Here is a 14904-nt window from a genome sequence, read left to right as displayed (position 1 = left end):
GGGGTCATGAGCGGCAAGGGCGCTGGTCTGTTGCAGTCGGTCGAGCGGGCGATGCGCGTGCTCGACCATATCGCCGCCTCGCCCGGCCCGGTCGCGGCCCGGGACGTTGCCCGGTCGCTCGGGCTCACCCTCCCTACCACTTACCACCTTCTGACCACGTTGGTCACTGGCGGATATCTGGTTCATCTTTCCGAGGAGAAGGCGTACGCGCTGGGCCACCGCGTCGACGACCTGGCGCGTGGCCTGCACCGGCAGATCGCGGTTCCGCCCGAGGTGCGCCGGGTCGCGTCGGTGGTGCACCAGCAGGCCCAGGCCGCGGCCTACTACGCGGCCTTCCGGGACGCCGAGATGATCGTGGCGCACGTCGCCGAATGCCCCGAGCACCCTCGCATCCGCCCCCTCGACGTGGGCTTCCACCAGGCCCCGCATGCCACCGCCTTCGGCAAGCTGATGCTGGCCCGGCTGCCGGCCGACGACCGGGAAACCCTGCTCGACCACACCGGCACCCCGCTGGTCACCGCTGCGACGGTGACCGACCGGATGCTGCTGGGCCGCCAGCTGAGCCAGGTGCGCGGCACCGGCCTGGCGGTCGAGGTGGACGAGTTCCAGGCCGGCCTGAGCTGCATGGCCGCCCCGGTGACCGACGCGGCCGGCCGGTTCGTGGGCGCCGTCGCCATCTCCATGCCCACCGCCCGGTTGCGCGCCGACCGCTGGACCGCGGAGCGGGCGGTCCGCCTCGGCGCGGTGCGGGCCACCCGGGCGGTGTCGCTGAGCACGGCCGTCCGCACCGGCCGCGCCGCCGGATAGCCCGTTTGGTTACGCCGGCGTGACGCGTCGGCCAGTATCAATCTCCGCATGACACGACGCACAGGAATTGTCGCCGGAATCGGGGTGCTCGTCATGGCGGCCGGGGCCGGGCTTATCGTCCTCGCCCCGCCGGCCGCGGCGAGCGCGGCGCCACCAGCCGTGACGTGGAACGACTGCGTGGCCTACTCGGACGAGACCCTCGAAGCGATGGGCATCCCGCCGGAGGAGCTACCCCGGATCCGGGCACTGCTCGCCCGGACCGACTGCGGCACCGTCCAGGTGCCGCTCGACTACCACCGTCCGAACGGCACGAAGATCACGGTCGCGATCAGCCGGCTCCGGGCCACCGACCAGCGGCACAAGCTCGGAAGCATCGCGGTGAACCCGGGCGGGCCGGGCGGCAGCGGCTATCTGATGCCGCACCAGCTGGTGCTGACCAGTCCGCAGTTCGAGGCGCTCACCGAGAAGTACGACCTGATCGGCTTCGACCCGCGCGGTGTCGGTTACAGCACCTGGGCCGCCTGCGCGCGCCCGGGCGACGACGTCCGGTCGCCGGAGATCCCGGCCGGGCCGCTCACCGAGGAGACCGGCAAGAAGATCTACGACTTCCAGGTTCTGCAGAACCAGGCCTGCTGGCAGAGCGACCCCACCTTCCTGGGGCAGCTCACCACCGCCAACGTGGCCCGTGACCTCGAGCAGGTGCGCAAGGCGCTCGGCTCGGCGAAACTCAGCTACTTCGGCGTCTCTTGGGGCACGCTGCTCGGCCAGGTCTACCGCAGCCTCTACCCGCAGTCGGTGGGCCGGATGTGGCTGGACAGCGTGGTCGGCCCGACCGCGAACCGGCTCGACTCGCGCTTCCACGACGTGACCGCCGCCGACGAGGGCAAGATTCCACGCTGGGCGGCCTGGGCCGCGGCCCGGGACGCGACGTACCACCTCGGCGACACCGTCCCGGAGGTGATCGCCCACCTCAAGCAGCTGAAGGCGAAGCTGGACGCGGCGCCGATCCTGTTCAGCGACTTCGACCAGCCGCTCGACGGCAACCTGGCCGCCTTCCTGGCCGTGGCGCCCAGTCCGCTGTGGGCGGAAGCCACGCCCGCCCTGGCGGCGCTGGCCGCGGCGAGGACCGGTGACCCGGTGCCGGACGCGCTCCGGCCGATCCTCATCGGCGACGGGCCGCAGGAGCCCACCGAGCCGCCGGCCGACCTTCCCGAGCAGTTCAACGACGCCGCCGGCCGGGCGATCCTGTGCAACGACGACACCAGCCCGCACGACTTCCCTGCCTTCTGGAAGACGTACCGCAGCTGGCAGCGGGAGTTCCCGATCACCGCGGGGCTGGCGCCGTTCAGTCAGATGTGTGCCGGCTGGCCGATCCCGGCGACGGAGCCGTTCCAGCTGCGCAGGTCGAACGGTTCGCTGCAGCTGTCCGGGCACCGGTGGGAGAGCCCGACTCCGTACCCGTGGATCGCCCAGGTGCAGGCGAAGATCGGCGGCACCGTGTTCACGGTCGAGGACGACATCCACGGTTCGGTCGCCCGGGTGCCGGAGTGCACCGAGCACCTCGAGGCGTACTTCCTGACCGGCCGCCCCGATCACGGTGGCTGCGACGGCGTGACGCCGCCCGCCTCAGTCGCCGTCGCTGTTGATGCGGTGCCGGTCAGCACCGGTTGGGCGCCCTCCGGCAACCGCTGGAGCTGGCGCAAGCACTGAAGCGGGGGTGCCGGCCAGGCCGAAGAACTCGTTGACCAGGTCGGCGGTGTTCACGTCCGTACTGGTCCGGCCGAGGATCGCGGGAGCCTTGCGGGGGCCGGGGATGGTGTGGCCGCCGCCGTGCACGGTGTAGAGGGCCACCGGCGGCCGGTCGGGCCGGCGGTATTCGGTCAGCTCGACCGACGTGCCGCCGGCGCCGCCGGGCAGCGCCGTGGTGACCGGGGCGGCGGTGATGCCGTTGCCGGTGGCGAAGTAGGCCGCGGTCTCGGGGGCGGAGAGGCTGCGGCCGCCGACCTTGAACGCCTTCCGTGCCCACCAGCTCATCTCGCCGCCTTCGTAGTTCACGATCGGGTCCTTCGTACCGTGCAGAAGCAGCACCGGCATCGGGGCCGGCGGCGCGCCGGCCAGCAGGAAGTTGTCCGGGGCCGGCATCGTCGCGGCGATGACCGTGACGCCCGCGATCAGCTCGGGCACCTCGTGGGCCAGGCGCATCGCCATCTGGCCGCCGTTGGAGTAGCCGACCACGAAGACCCGGGCCGGGTCGATGTGGTGGGTCCACGTCAAGCGGTCGATGACCGCCCGGGTGAAGCCGACGTCGTCGATGTCGTCCCGGCGGGCCGGGAATGCGCTGGTCCGCCGGGCGTCGTTCCAGTTGCCCCGGTAGCCGTCGAGGTAGGCGACCACGCCGCCGAGGGCGTCGAACATGCCGCCGGTGAAGGCCCGGTGCTTCGCCGCGTTCTGCTTCGAGCCGTGGAAGACCAGGACCAGGGCCCGGCCGGGCTCGCCGTCGGCCGGGCCGGCCACCGCGAAGGTACGCGTCCTGCCGTCCACCATCACGCTGTCGCTCATGACCGTCACTCCCCAGAAGCGGATTACTTATCCGCTTCAACGTAACACAAGCGGATGAGCTATCCGGTTATTGTGGTGAGCATGACCGCCGCCCCGCTGCGCAAGGACGCCGCCCGCAACTGGCACCGCATCGTCGAGGTGGGCCGCCGGCTCGTCGAAGAGGGCACGCCGATCCAGCTCAACGACGTCGCGCGCGCCGCCGAGGTCGGGGTGGCCACCGTCTACCGGCACTTCCCGACCCCGGAGGCGCTGGTCGAGGCGATCGCGGTGCCGGGCCTCGAGGCGCAGGTCGCCCGGGCCGAGGAGGCGCTGGCCGGCGACGACCCGTGGGTCTCGCTGCGTGATTTTCTGTACGCGGCGGTCGAGGCGCAGATCACCGACCCGTCGCTGCCGCCGGTCTTCGCCTCCGCCGAGAGCGCCCTGCCGCGCACCGCGGAGCTGAAGGAGCGGCTGGTCGGCATGTTCGGGCAATTGCTGGAGCGCGCGCACGCGGCCGGCGTCGCCGACCCAGCGGTGACCACGGCCGACCTGGTGCCGCTGATGTGCGGGGTGATGTTCGCGGCGACCGTCCATCCGGCCCCGAGCGCCCCGGACCGGGTGGCGACCGCCCGCCGCTACCTGACCGTCCTGCTGGACGGCCTGCGCACCCGCTGAGGAGGGTGTTGCCGGCGGATAGTCGAGTTATGTAGAGTTTCGCGCATGCCACGGATACCGCATACGTCGCCGCAGACGTTGTTGCTGTTCAGCGTGCTGCTGGACGAGCCGGCGCGCTGGCGTTACGGCTATGACCTGAGTAAGGAGACGTCGCTCGCCTCGGGCACGCTCTATCCGATCCTGATGCGGCTGAGCGAGCAGAAACTGCTCGAGACCTCGTGGGAACCGTCGGAGGAGCCGGGCCGGCCGCCGCGCCATCTGTACCGGCTGACCGCCGACGGGGCCGCGCTCGCCGGGCAGCGTCTCGCGGCCAAGGCCGCCAAACCCCGGACCATCGGTCCCGCGATCCAGGCGCGCACCGCGTGAGCGCCGACCAAGCAGTACGGGAGAGCGCGGTGCGCCGCCTCGCGTACGCGGTGCTTGTCCTCGCCGTCCGTGGCCGCCGGGAGCGTGGCGGTGACTGGGGTGAGGCGATCCTGGCCGAGTTCGCCGAGACGACGGGGGACCGGGAGGCCGTCCGCTGGGCCGCCGGCGGTCTTCGGGTGATGTGGCACGAGCGCCGGGCCCGCCGGCGGGAGCTGCCGCGGATCGTCCGGATCCGGCGCCGGGTCGTGCTCATCGTGCTGATCGGCCTTGCGGTGGGGCTGGTCGTCAACCGCTTCGTGCTGACCGTCGGGTATGTCGACAACGGCAGCATGGAGACGACGTACCTGATCGGCGACCGCTACGTGGTCGATCTCGTGGCCTTCCGGCTCACCGGCGTCCGACGGGGGGACGTCGTCGAGCTCAACCGGCCGGGCACCGACCGGCTGCTCATCAAGCGGGTCATCGGCCTGCCCGGAGACACCGTCGAGTGCCGCGGCGGCGGGGTGTGGCTGAATGGTGCGCCGCTCGACGAGCCGTACCTCTCGCCCGATCCGGAATACACGCGTATGGAGGACTGCACCGCCACAACCGTGCCACCGCACCAGCTCTACCTGCTCGGTGACCACCGCATCGTCTCCGAGGACTCCCGGAAGTACGGCCCGGTGGACGAGGGCGCCCTGCACGGCCGGGTCCTGCTCCGGCTGTAGCCGTCAGGCGACCGAGGGGAGGGGAGTGCCGACCGCGTTCCACTCGGGGGACTTGAGGATCATGCGGCTGATCTCGGCGGCGTCTACCGGGACGGTGAACAGGTAGCCCTGGGCGGCGTCGCAACCCAGGTCGCGGAGCATCTGCAGGGTCGGCTCGTCCTCGACGCCCTCGGCGATCGCGCGCAGGCGCAGGGCGTGGGCCAGGGCGATCATCGCGCGGACCACGCCCTCGCGGGCCGGGTCGCCGGTGATGCCGGCTACGAAGCTGCGGTCGATCTTCAGGGCATCCCAGTGCCGGTCGGCCAGGCGGGACACCGAGGAGTACCCGGTGCCGAAGTCGTCGACGGCCACCGCCACGCCGTGCCGGCGCAGCTCGGCCAGGGTTCCGGTCATCACCGTGTCGTCGACCAGGGCGGTCTCGGTGACCTCCAGGATCAGGGCCGACGGCGGGGCGCCGTGCGCCTCCAGGGCGGCCAGCACCACCTGCACCAGGCGGCTGTTGGTCAGCTGCCGGGGGGAGACGTTGACCGCGACCGTCGGGCGCCAGCCGAACTCGATCAGCCAGCCGTCCTGCGCGGTCAGCACCTGGTCCAGGACCTGCTCGAACAGGATGCCGACCAGGCCGACCGCCTCGGCGTGCGGCACGAACTCGTCGGGGGACAGCAGGCCGCGGGTCGGGTGCTGCCAGCGGACCAGGGCCTCCAGGGCGTACAGCGAACCGCTGGTGAGGTCGATCTCCGGGTGGAAGACGCAGGTCAGCTCGTCGTTGGCGAGGGCGTGCCGCAGCTCGGCGTCCAGCCGTAGCCGGGCGCTCGCCTCCGCCGCGTACCGGTCATCGAATCTTTCGGCGCGGCCGCGGCCGCCGCTCTTCGCCCGGTACATCGCCGCGTCCGCCTCGTTCAGCAGGACGGACGGGTCGGCCCGGTAGTCGTCGGTGGTGCGCACGCCGACCGAGACCGACGGGAACACCTCGGTGCCGTCGATCATGATCGGGTCGGTGAACGTGGTGACCAGGCGCTGGGCGACCAGGTCGGTGGCCTCGTCGGTGGCGTCCGGCATCAGGATGACGAACTCGTCGCCGCCGAGCCGGGCCACCACGTCCCGGTCGTCGCGGACCGAGGCGACGATCCGCTCGGCGATGGTGATCAGCATCCGGTCGCCGGCCGCGTGGCCGAGACTGTCGTTGACGTCCTTGAACCGGTCCAGGTCGCAGAAGAGCAGGGCGACCTTGCTGCTCCCGTCGGCCGGCAGCTCGGCCAGCGCGAAGGTGAGCCGGCGAACCAGCTCGGTGCGGTTGGGCAGGCCGGTCAGGCCGTCCCGGGTGGCCCGCCGGCCCATGTCGCTCAGCGGGCGGCGGATCCGCGCCGCGGCCAGGAAACCCGAGGCGAGTACGGCGAACGAGACCAGCCGGTGCGGGCCGTGCGTGGTGAAGGCGGCGTACGCGTCCAGGGCCAGCACACCCGCGATGACCATCAGGTAGCGGCGCACGCTGAGGATGTTGGTGGAGACGTGCAGCGGCACGTTGAGCTGGGGCATCTGCGGGTGCAGGGCGGCCGCGCCGAGCAGCAGCGGCATCAGCATCCAGCCGAGGTCCATCCAGCCACCGGCGTTGTAGGTGCCGTTCAGGCTGGCGGTCGCGTAGTAGGCGTCCGGGATGAACCAGGCCACCATGCCGGCCACCAGCAGCCGGGCCGGCCACTTGCGCATCTCCATCGACAGCCCGGCCCGCAGCGCGCCGAACAGCACGATCAGCGTGCCGACCGGGGTGACGACGGCGACCAGGACGGCGAGCGCGTTGCTGCCGTTCTGGTCGCGGAGGGTGGGGCTGATGATGTGGATCCAGTACTGCAGGGCCAGCGGCACGGTCAGGACGCCGGCCTCGAGCATGCTGTCCCGGCCGGCGTGATGACTCAGCCGCACCACCGCGGCGGCGGCCAGCAGGTGCGCGCCGATGTACAGGATGTCGGCGACCGACGGGAACGGTGCTTCCGCGTTGAACAGGTCGTAGCCGGCGAAGATGATGTCGCCCGCGGCCGACAGGGACAGCGCGACGGCCAGCATCCACCAGGCCGACCGGTTGCGGGGCCGGTTCCGGCGCACGCCGATGATGGCGGCCACCGCGCCGCTCGAGTTGACCGCCGGGAAGAGCCAGTTGGTGAACTGGTTCGTCGGCAGCACGATGTACGCCGCCGCGACGACCGAGCCGGCGAGCAGGAACCACAGCCACGCCCGGCTGGGCCGTGGCGCGGTGCTGAGGGCACCTGATGTTGCGGGCATTAGGGATCTCCAGTCCGACCCGGCGGCTGAACCGGATAGCTCGGGACTTGGTGGAGATCGGCGCCGGCGGCCCGGACCTGACGGTTCGGGCCGCCGGACTTTCTCAGGAGATGGCGCCCGAGACGTACGGGTACCAGCGGTTGGCAATCTTGACGTTGCCGGCGTCGTTGGGGTGCACGCCGTCGTAGGTGTCGGTGGCCGTGTCGAAGCCGGTCCACTGGTCGACCACGGTGATCGGGGAGGCCGCCGTGGTGAGGCCGGCCGCCCAGGCCGGGATGGCGGCGTTCAGCGCCACCGCCCGGGCACCGCACTCGGTGCAGCTGCTCGGGTTCATCGGGATGATCTGGGCGACGCCGATCTTCATGTTCGGGTTCGACGCGCGCATCTGGGTGACCAGCCGGGTGAACGCGGTGAGGATCTGCGTGGTGGGCAGGTTCGACCAGACGTCGTTGGTGCCGAAGTGCATCAGCACCACGTCCGGGTCGGTGGCGGCGAGCCAGCCGACCAGCAGGTCCTGGTTGGCGACGTTGATGGCCAGGTAACCGCCGTGGCCCTCGTTCTCGCCGTCGTAGGTGAAGCCGCAACCCTGGCCGGGCAGGGTGCCGACGAAGTCGACCTGGGCGGCCGGCAGCTTCTGCCACAGCAGCGCCCGCCAGCAGCCGGGCGATCCGGTGATCGAGTCACCGAGCGCCATGATCTTGACGGGCGACCCGGCCGGGGGAGTGGTGGGCGTGGTTGTCGGGGTAGTTGTGGGGGAACTGGTCGTGGGTGCGGTGGTCGGCGCGGTGGTCGGCGCGGTGGTGGTGACCGCCCCGGTGCACCCCACGCCGTTCAGGGTGAACGACGACGGCACCGGGTTGCTCCCGGTCCACGAGCCGTTGAAGCCGAACGACGCGGTTCCCCCGGCACCGAGGGAGGCGTTCCAGGCGGCGTTGCGGACCGTGACGGCCGCGCCGGACTGGGTCACCGAGCCGTTCCACAGCTGGGTCACCGTCTGCCCGGCGCCGAAGTTGAACACCAGGGACCAGCCGTTGATCGCGTCGCCGAGATTGGTGACGTCGACCGCGGCCCCGAAGCCGCCCGGCCACTGGCTGGAGATCGTGTACTTCACCTGACAGCCGGCCGCGGCGTCGGCCCGGCCCGCGGTGATCACCGCGGTGGAGGCGAGAGCGGTGGCGACGGCCAATAACGCCAATCGTCGATGCATGGGGGTTCCTCCCGGAGGATGCGGGACGTGGGTGGGGAACGGTTACGGGAGCTTGACGAACGCGGTGGCACGCCTCAGTCTGGGAGCGCTCCCAATCCATGACTGTAAATCTAAGGGGCCTTGCGTGGCCAGAAGGAAACAGATCGCCGCCGCCCTCGCCGTTGCCACCGCCGGTGCGGGACTCCTGGTCGCGACGCGAGCCGACGCGGCCGCCGGTTGCCAGGTCAAATACACCGTCACCAACACCTGGCCGGGCGGGTTCGGCGCCTCCGCGGACATCACCAACCTCGGCGATCCGATCAACGGCTGGACCCTGACGTACGCCTTCCCGGGCGACCAGACCATCTCCCAGCTGTGGAACGGGGTGGTGACCCAGTCCGGCGCGAACGTCTCGGTGAAGGACGCCGGCTACAACGCCGCGCTCGCCACCAACGCGACGACAAGCTTCGGCTTCAACGCGACCGGCACGGCGGCCACCCCGGCGTCGTTCAGCCTCAACGGCACCGCGTGCACCGGTGGTACTACGCCCACGAGTCCCACCACCACGCCGACGACCAGCACGCCCACCACGACGCAGCCGACAACCACCCCGCCACCCAGCGGCGGCACCTCGACCGTCAACGGCAAGCAGGTCGAAAAACTCGACCGCGGCGTGATCAGCGTCCACTCCGGCAGCGGAAACCTGGTCAGCTGGCGGCTGCTCGGCACCGACCCGAATGGCGTCGCGTTCAACGTCTACCGCGGCACCACCAAGCTCACCGCCAGCCCACTCACGGCGTCGACGAACTACCTGGACTCCGGCGCGGCGGCCGGTCAGACGTACACCGTGAAGGCCGTCGTCGGCGGGACCGAGCAGGCCGCCGAGGGCCCGGCCCTGAACTTCGCCAACGGCTACCTGGACGTGCCGATCCAGAACCCGAACAGCGCGCTCTACGTCGCCAACGACGCCAGCACCGGCGACCTGGACGGCGACGGCAAGCTGGACATCGTCCTGAAGTGGGACCCGACCAACGCCAAGGACAACTCGCAGTCCGGCGTCACCGATCCGGTCTACGTCGACGGCTACAAGCTGGACGGGACCCGCCTCTGGCGGATCAACCTCGGCCGCAACATCCGGGCCGGCGCGCATTACACCCAGTTCCAGGTGTACGACTACGACGGTGACGGCGACGCCGAGGTGGCGATGAAGACCGCCGACGCGACCGTGGACGGCACCGGCCGGGTGATCGGCGACGCGAACGCCGACTACCGCAACTCGTCCGGTTACATCCTGTCCGGCCCGGAGTACCTGACGATGTTCGACGGCCGCACCGGGGCCGCCGCGTCGACGGTGAACTACGAGCCGGCCCGGGGCACGGTGTCGAGCTGGGGTGATTCGTACGGCAATCGGGTTGATCGTTTCCTGGCCGGCACGGCCTACCTGGACGGCAGCCGGCCCAGCCTGATCATGGCCCGCGGTTACTACACCCGCAGCGTGCTGGTGGCCTGGGACTTCCGCAACGGCACGCTGACCCGGCGCTGGACCTTCGACTCCAACACCAGCGGCAACACCGCCTACGCCGGCCAGGGCAACCACCAGCTGTCCATCGCCGATGTCGATCAGGACGGCCGGGACGAGATCGTGTACGGCGCGATGGCCATCGACGACAACGGCGCCAAGCTCTGGAACACGGGTTACGGCCACGGCGACGCGATGCACGTCGGTGACCTCGACCCGTCCCGTCCGGGTCTCGAGGAGTTCAAGGTCGACGAGGACGGCAGCAAGCCGTCGTCCTATTTCGCGGACGCGAAGACCGGCCAGATCATCTGGTCGACCCCGGCCAACGGCGACAACGGCCGCGGCGTCTCGGCCGACATCTGGGCCGGCAGCCCCGGTGCCGAGTCCTGGTCGTCGGCCGCCGACGGGGTGCGCAGCCCGTCCGGCGCGGTGGTCTCCAGCCGCAAGCCGTCCTCGACGAACTTCGTGGTCTGGTGGGACGGCGACGCCACCCGCGAACTGCTCGACGGCACCCACATCGACAAGTACGGCACGTCCGCCGACACCCGGTTGCTGACCGCCGCCGACGTGCATTCCAACAACAGCACCAAGTCGACCCCGTCGCTCTCCGGCGACCTGCTCGGCGACTGGCGCGAGGAGGTGATCTGGCCGACCACCGCGAACAACGCGCTACGCATCTACAGCACGCCGACGCCAACCGACCGCCGGATCGTCACCCTCCTGCACGACGTCCAGTACCGCGAGGCCATCGCCTGGCAGAACACGGCTTACAACCAGCCACCACACCCGAGCTTCGCGATTCAGTGAAGCAGGGCGTCACCGCCCAGGTTCCGGATGGAAGCGTCCAGGACCTGGGCGGTGTGCGCCAGGGCGATTCGACCACCCTGGCGTTGCGCGGCCGCCGCGATCTGCATCAGACAGCCCGGGTTGGCCGTTACCAGCAGCGACGCGCCGGTGGCGAGGACGTTGCGGGCCTTCATGTCGCCGAGCGACGCGGCCGGCGCGGGGTTCAGCACATTCCAGATCCCCGCCGAACCGCAGCAGATCTCCGGATCGGCGATCTCATGCAACTTCAAACCCGGAATATCCGACAACAAAGACCGAGGCTGGGTACGGATACCCTGCGCGTGCCCGAGATGGCAGGCGTCGTGATAGGCGACCGTCAACTCCAGTGGATGCCGCTGTGCGACGGGACCGAGCTCGTGCAGCAGCTCGGCCAGATCCCGGACTTTGGCGGTGAACGCCGCCGCTTTCGCCGCGTAGGCCGGGTCGTCGGCCAGCAGCTCGTCGTACTCCTTCAGGGACGATCCGCAGCCGGCCGCGTTCACCACGAAGTAGTCCATGCCGGAGGTCTCGAACGTGTCGATCAACTTCCGGGCGAACCGCTGCGCCTCCTCGCGGCGGCCGTTGTGCACGCTCAGCGCCCCGCAACAGCCCTGCGACGGCGGAATCAGGACGTCGCATCCTTCGGCCGCGAGTACCCGTACGGTCGCGGAATTGACGTCCGGGAAGAACGCACTCTGCACGCAACCGGTGAGCATGCCCACGACGGCCCGCCTTTGGCCGCGCGCCGCGACGCGGCGCGGCGGCTTCGGCGCGCCGCGCAGCTTCGGCGCGAGCGATTCCAAGGTCGCCAGGGTGGGTGCCAGTCGCGGCAGGAGGCCGCTGCGGGCTACGAGTTTTTGCAGGCCAGAGCTTTGGTACGCGCGGAGCGGTCCGCGCAGCAGCCGGAGCCGGCGGGGGTACGGGAAGAGCGCGAAGATCGCCGCCCGCAGTGCTTTCTCCCGGGGTGTGCGGGGGTGGCGGCGTTCGACCTGGGCGCGGGTGTCCTCGATCAGCCGGTCGTATTTCACCCCGGACGGGCACGCGGTCACGCACGACATGCAGCCGAGGCAGTTGTCGAAGTGCTCCACCATGGAGTCGCTGAGGGGTTCCCCGTTGACGCCCTGGTTCATGAGATAGATCCGCCCGCGCGGTGAGTCCGCCTCGGCGCCCCAGAGCACATAGGTCGGGCAGGTCGGCAGGCAGAACCCGCAGTGCACGCAGTCCGCGATCAGGTCCTTGGTGGGCGGATGGTCGTCGTCGAAGGCCGGCCCGCCGGAAACCGGCCCGAGCACGTCGCGCGGCGCCTCGCCGGTGCCCCAGGTGGCGTCGACCATCAGATGCCTCCCACGAATCGGCCGGGCGCGAAGCGGTGGCCCGGGTCGAACTGGTCCTTGATCCGTCGCATCAGCGGGAGGCCCGGCGTCGGCCCCCACATGTCCAGAATGTCGCGGACGTCGGGTGGGGCGGTGAGCACCACCGCGTGGCCGCCGAGCCGCACGCAGGCGGCCCGCAACCGCTCCACCTCGGTGATGCCGGCGGCCGCCGCGTAGAGAACTCCGGTGCCGGCCGAGCCGCGTACGGCATCGGGTCCGGCCGCGAGGGTCGGCACGGCCGACAGCGGCACGCTGAGCTTGACCCCGATCCCACCCGGCGCCCAGGGGTCCGCGCCCCACCACTCGGGCGACTTATCGGAAATATCGGCATTGAGGAGCTTCGCGAGGAGATCGGCCCGCTCCCGGACGCCGTCCGGGGTGCCTTCGATGAGGACTGCCAACTCGCCGGTGGCCGAGTCGATCTCGACGGCCGTCGGGGCGATCGCCGCGGCCCGGATCCTGGCCGCCTCGGCGGGCGGTGCGACCGCGCGGACGAACAGCGCGTGCTGCGGGCGTGGGTGCAGCCGGAACGCGCACTCGGTGATCAGGCCGAGGGTGCCGTACGAGCCGGTGTAGAGCTTTCCCAGGTCGTACCCGGCGACGTTTTTGACGACCTTGCCGCCCGCCTTGGCGACCTTGCCGTCGGCCCGGACCACCGTGATGCCGATCAGCAGATCGCGGACGCCGCCGTAGTGCAGGCGGCGCGGGCCGCTGGTCGCGGTAGCGACCGTGCCGCCGACCGTGGCCCCGGCCGGGCCGTCCAGGGCGAGCAGTTGTTCGCCCAGGTCGAGTGATCCCAGGGGTGTCCCGGCCCGGACGATGGTGATCAGGTCGCCGGCCGCGTGCTCGACGACGCCGGCCAGGTGCCGGGTGTCGATGATCAGGTCGAGGGCGCGAGGGGGAGGACCCCAGTCGAGTTTGGTGCCGGCGCCCCGGATGACCACGGTCAGATCCTGCGTCGCCGCCAGTAGCGCGGACGCCTCGGCCGTGTCGCGGGGCGCCGCGACCAGGCGGGCCGGCACGCCGCCGACCACGTCGTCGTCGCCGGCCGGGCGGGTCAGCTCGTCGAGCGCGGTCATCAGAAGACCTCCGCGCCGTCGCGGTTCGCGGTGTCGCCGGCCGTGTGCCGGCCGGGGCGTTCGCCGCAGAGCCGGGGCGTCGGGTAGATCTTGCCAGGGTTGGCCAGCCCGGCCGGGTCGAACGCGCAGCGCAGCAGCTGCATGGTGTCGAGGTCGTCGTCGCCGAACATCCGCGGCATGTATTTGGCCTTGTCCGCGCCGACCCCGTGCTCGCCGGTGATCGATCCGCCGTACTCGATGCAGAGGTCGATGATCGCGCCGGAGGTCGTCTCGGCCCGCTCGGCCTCGCCCGGAACCGCGTCGTCGAACAGGACCAGCGGGTGCAGGTTGCCGTCGCCGGCGTGGAAGACGTTCGCCACCCGGACGCCGTTGGACGTCGCCAGCTCGTCGATCCGGCGCAGCACCTCGGGCAGGGCGGTTCGCGGGATCACCCCGTCCTGCACGATGTAGTCGGGGCTGATCCGGCCCACCGCCGCGAACGCCGATTTGCGGCCCTTCCAGAACAGTGCCCGCTGGCTGTCGTCCGCGGCGATCTGGATCTCGAAGGCGCCGCTGCCCTCGCAGAGCGCGACGACCTCGTCGAACTGGGCGGCCACCTCGGCGGCCGGTCCGTCCAGCTCGACGATCAGCACGGCGCCGGCGCCCGGCGGGTAGCCGCAGGCGACCGCGGCCTCGGCCGCCTCGATGGCGAGCGCGTCCATCATCTCGATCGCGGCCGGCACCACCCCGGCCGCGATGATCGCGCTGGTGGCGGCGCCGGCCTGGTCGACGCCGTGGAAGGCGGCGAGCAGCGTGCGGACCGTCTCGGGCAGCCGGGTGAGTTTCACGGTCACCTCGGTGGCGACGCCGAGCGTGCCCTCCGAGCCGACGAACGCCCCGATCAGGTCGTACCCGGGCGGGTCGAGGGCCCGGCCGCCCAGTCGCGTCACCGAACCGTCCGGGGTGACCACCTCGAGGCCGGTCACGTGGTTGACGGTGAAGCCGTACTTCAGGCAGTGGGCGCCGCCGGAGTTCTCCGCGACGTTGCCGCCGATCGAGCAGATCTGCTGGCTGGACGGGTCGGGGGCGTAGTAGTAACCGGCCGGGGTGGTGGCCCGGGTCAGCTGCAGGTTGATCACGCCGGGCTGGACCACGGCCCGCTCGTCGGCCGGCGAGATGTCCAGGATGTCGCGCATCTGGGCGGTCACGATCAGCACCCCGTCGGCGTGCGGCAGCGCCCCGCCGGACAGGCCGGTGCCCGAGCCGCGGGCCACGAACGGCACGCCGGCCTCGGCGCAGGCCCGGACGGTGGCCGCGACCTGCGCGGTGCTCTGGGCGAGCACGGCCAGCGCCGGGACCACCTTGTGGTGGGCGAGGCCGTCGCACTCGTAGGTCCGCAGCTCCTGCCGGTCGGTGATCACCCGGCCCGGGCCCAGCTCACGCCGCAACCGTTCGGCCAGCCCTGCGATCACCGCGGCCTCCTCGCCGGTCGGTCCTTTCCCGCCAACCTAATCGACCACGGTCCGCCGGTCACCAGGTCACCGTGCGTACTTCAGTCGGCGCCCCGAGGATC

12 protein-coding genes are annotated in these 14904 nt (G+C 71.2%); 6 read left to right on the top strand and 6 right to left on the bottom strand.

Annotation, left to right across the window (positions count from 1 at the left end; all coding sequences use genetic code 11):
• The first annotated feature begins 6 nt into the window (after positions 1 to 6).
• Positions 7 to 807 (top strand): IclR family transcriptional regulator, encoded by an 801-nt coding sequence (locus Ate02nite_RS26530; RefSeq protein ID WP_203810173.1) that lies wholly within the window; start codon positions 7 to 9, stop codon positions 805 to 807.
• Between the two features lie 48 nt (positions 808 to 855).
• The gene (locus Ate02nite_RS26525; protein WP_203810172.1) at positions 856 to 2517 is read left to right on the top strand and encodes an alpha/beta fold hydrolase; all 1662 of its coding nucleotides are present in this window, start codon (positions 856 to 858) and stop codon (positions 2515 to 2517) included.
• On the opposite strand, the gene Ate02nite_RS26520 is transcribed toward Ate02nite_RS26525, so the two are convergent.
• Complete coding sequence (locus tag Ate02nite_RS26520) at positions 2434 to 3366, bottom strand: CE1 family esterase (RefSeq protein WP_203810170.1); 933 nt, start codon at positions 3364 to 3366, stop codon at positions 2434 to 2436. The two genes, Ate02nite_RS26525 and Ate02nite_RS26520, sit on opposite strands and share 84 nt — an antisense overlap.
• An 81-nt stretch (positions 3367 to 3447) precedes the next feature.
• Here Ate02nite_RS26520 and Ate02nite_RS26515 point away from each other — a divergent pair, with 81 nt between their 5' ends.
• From Ate02nite_RS26515 to lepB, 3 genes are read left to right on the top strand one after another with little or no spacing between them, the layout of a single operon-like run.
• Positions 3448 to 4020: a TetR/AcrR family transcriptional regulator gene (locus Ate02nite_RS26515; RefSeq protein WP_203810168.1), complete on the top strand. Its 573-nt coding sequence runs from the start codon at positions 3448 to 3450 to the stop codon at positions 4018 to 4020.
• Between the two features lie 45 nt (positions 4021 to 4065).
• A complete protein-coding gene (locus tag Ate02nite_RS26510; RefSeq protein ID WP_203810166.1) occupies positions 4066 to 4386 on the top strand; it encodes a PadR family transcriptional regulator in 321 nt (106 codons plus the stop codon).
• Positions 4383 to 5093: a signal peptidase I gene (gene lepB, locus Ate02nite_RS26505; RefSeq protein WP_203810164.1), complete on the top strand. Its 711-nt coding sequence runs from the start codon at positions 4383 to 4385 to the stop codon at positions 5091 to 5093. The genes Ate02nite_RS26510 and lepB overlap by 4 nt, the downstream gene beginning before the upstream one ends.
• A gap of 3 nt (positions 5094 to 5096) precedes the next feature.
• Here lepB and Ate02nite_RS26500 read toward each other — a convergent pair whose 3' ends face one another.
• Together Ate02nite_RS26500 and Ate02nite_RS26495 are read right to left on the bottom strand one after the other, a co-directional pair.
• Complete coding sequence (locus Ate02nite_RS26500) at positions 5097 to 7370, bottom strand: putative bifunctional diguanylate cyclase/phosphodiesterase (protein WP_203810162.1); 2274 nt, start codon at positions 7368 to 7370, stop codon at positions 5097 to 5099.
• A gap of 103 nt (positions 7371 to 7473) precedes the next feature.
• A complete protein-coding gene (locus Ate02nite_RS26495) occupies positions 7474 to 8577 on the bottom strand; it encodes a cellulose binding domain-containing protein (protein WP_203810161.1) in 1104 nt (367 codons plus the stop codon).
• Positions 8578 to 8701: 124 nt separating this feature from the next.
• On the opposite strand from Ate02nite_RS26495, the gene Ate02nite_RS26490 reads away from it, so the two are divergent.
• On the top strand, positions 8702 to 10882 hold the full coding sequence (locus Ate02nite_RS26490) for a rhamnogalacturonan lyase family protein (RefSeq protein ID WP_203810158.1): 2181 nt from the start codon (positions 8702 to 8704) through the stop codon (positions 10880 to 10882).
• Here the strand turns inward: Ate02nite_RS26490 and Ate02nite_RS26485 are convergent.
• The 3 genes from Ate02nite_RS26485 to Ate02nite_RS26475 are packed head-to-tail and all read right to left on the bottom strand — an operon-like array spanning position 10876 to position 14803.
• Entirely contained in the window at positions 10876 to 12234 is a 1359-nt protein-coding gene (locus Ate02nite_RS26485; RefSeq protein WP_203810156.1) for a (Fe-S)-binding protein, read from the bottom strand. The genes Ate02nite_RS26490 and Ate02nite_RS26485 overlap by 7 nt on opposite strands.
• Complete coding sequence (locus Ate02nite_RS26480) at positions 12234 to 13352, bottom strand: FAD-binding oxidoreductase (protein WP_203810155.1); 1119 nt, start codon at positions 13350 to 13352, stop codon at positions 12234 to 12236. Before Ate02nite_RS26480 ends, Ate02nite_RS26485 begins: the two co-directional genes overlap by 1 nt.
• Positions 13352 to 14803: an FAD-linked oxidase C-terminal domain-containing protein gene (locus Ate02nite_RS26475; protein ID WP_203810153.1), complete on the bottom strand. Its 1452-nt coding sequence runs from the start codon at positions 14801 to 14803 to the stop codon at positions 13352 to 13354. The genes Ate02nite_RS26480 and Ate02nite_RS26475 overlap by 1 nt, the downstream gene beginning before the upstream one ends.
• Positions 14804 to 14904 lie beyond the last annotated feature (101 nt).

This window comes from Paractinoplanes tereljensis, from assembly GCF_016862435.1.
Classification (GTDB): Bacteria; Actinomycetota; Actinomycetes; order Mycobacteriales; family Micromonosporaceae; genus Actinoplanes; species Actinoplanes tereljensis.
The sequence above is the reverse complement of the archived record's forward strand: the minus strand, read 5'-3'. Positions and strand labels throughout refer to the sequence as shown.

Bases quoted from the DNA above. Each gene is read 5' to 3' on its own strand.
- Ate02nite_RS26530 (WP_203810173.1), top strand. From the start codon at position 7: ATGAGCGGCAAGGGCGCTGGTCTGTTGCAGTCGGTCGAGCGGGCGATG.
- Ate02nite_RS26525 (WP_203810172.1), top strand. From the start codon at position 856: ATGACACGACGCACAGGAATTGTCGCCGGAATCGGGGTGCTCGTCATG.
- Ate02nite_RS26520 (WP_203810170.1), bottom strand. From the start codon at position 3,366: ATGAGCGACAGCGTGATGGTGGACGGCAGGACGCGTACCTTCGCGGTG.
- Ate02nite_RS26515 (WP_203810168.1), top strand. From the start codon at position 3,448: ATGACCGCCGCCCCGCTGCGCAAGGACGCCGCCCGCAACTGGCACCGC.
- Ate02nite_RS26510 (WP_203810166.1), top strand. From the start codon at position 4,066: ATGCCACGGATACCGCATACGTCGCCGCAGACGTTGTTGCTGTTCAGC.
- Ate02nite_RS26500 (WP_203810162.1), bottom strand. From the start codon at position 7,370: ATGCCCGCAACATCAGGTGCCCTCAGCACCGCGCCACGGCCCAGCCGG.
- Ate02nite_RS26495 (WP_203810161.1), bottom strand. From the start codon at position 8,577: ATGCATCGACGATTGGCGTTATTGGCCGTCGCCACCGCTCTCGCCTCC.
- Ate02nite_RS26485 (WP_203810156.1), bottom strand. From the start codon at position 12,234: ATGGTCGACGCCACCTGGGGCACCGGCGAGGCGCCGCGCGACGTGCTC.
- Ate02nite_RS26480 (WP_203810155.1), bottom strand. From the start codon at position 13,352: ATGACCGCGCTCGACGAGCTGACCCGCCCGGCCGGCGACGACGACGTG.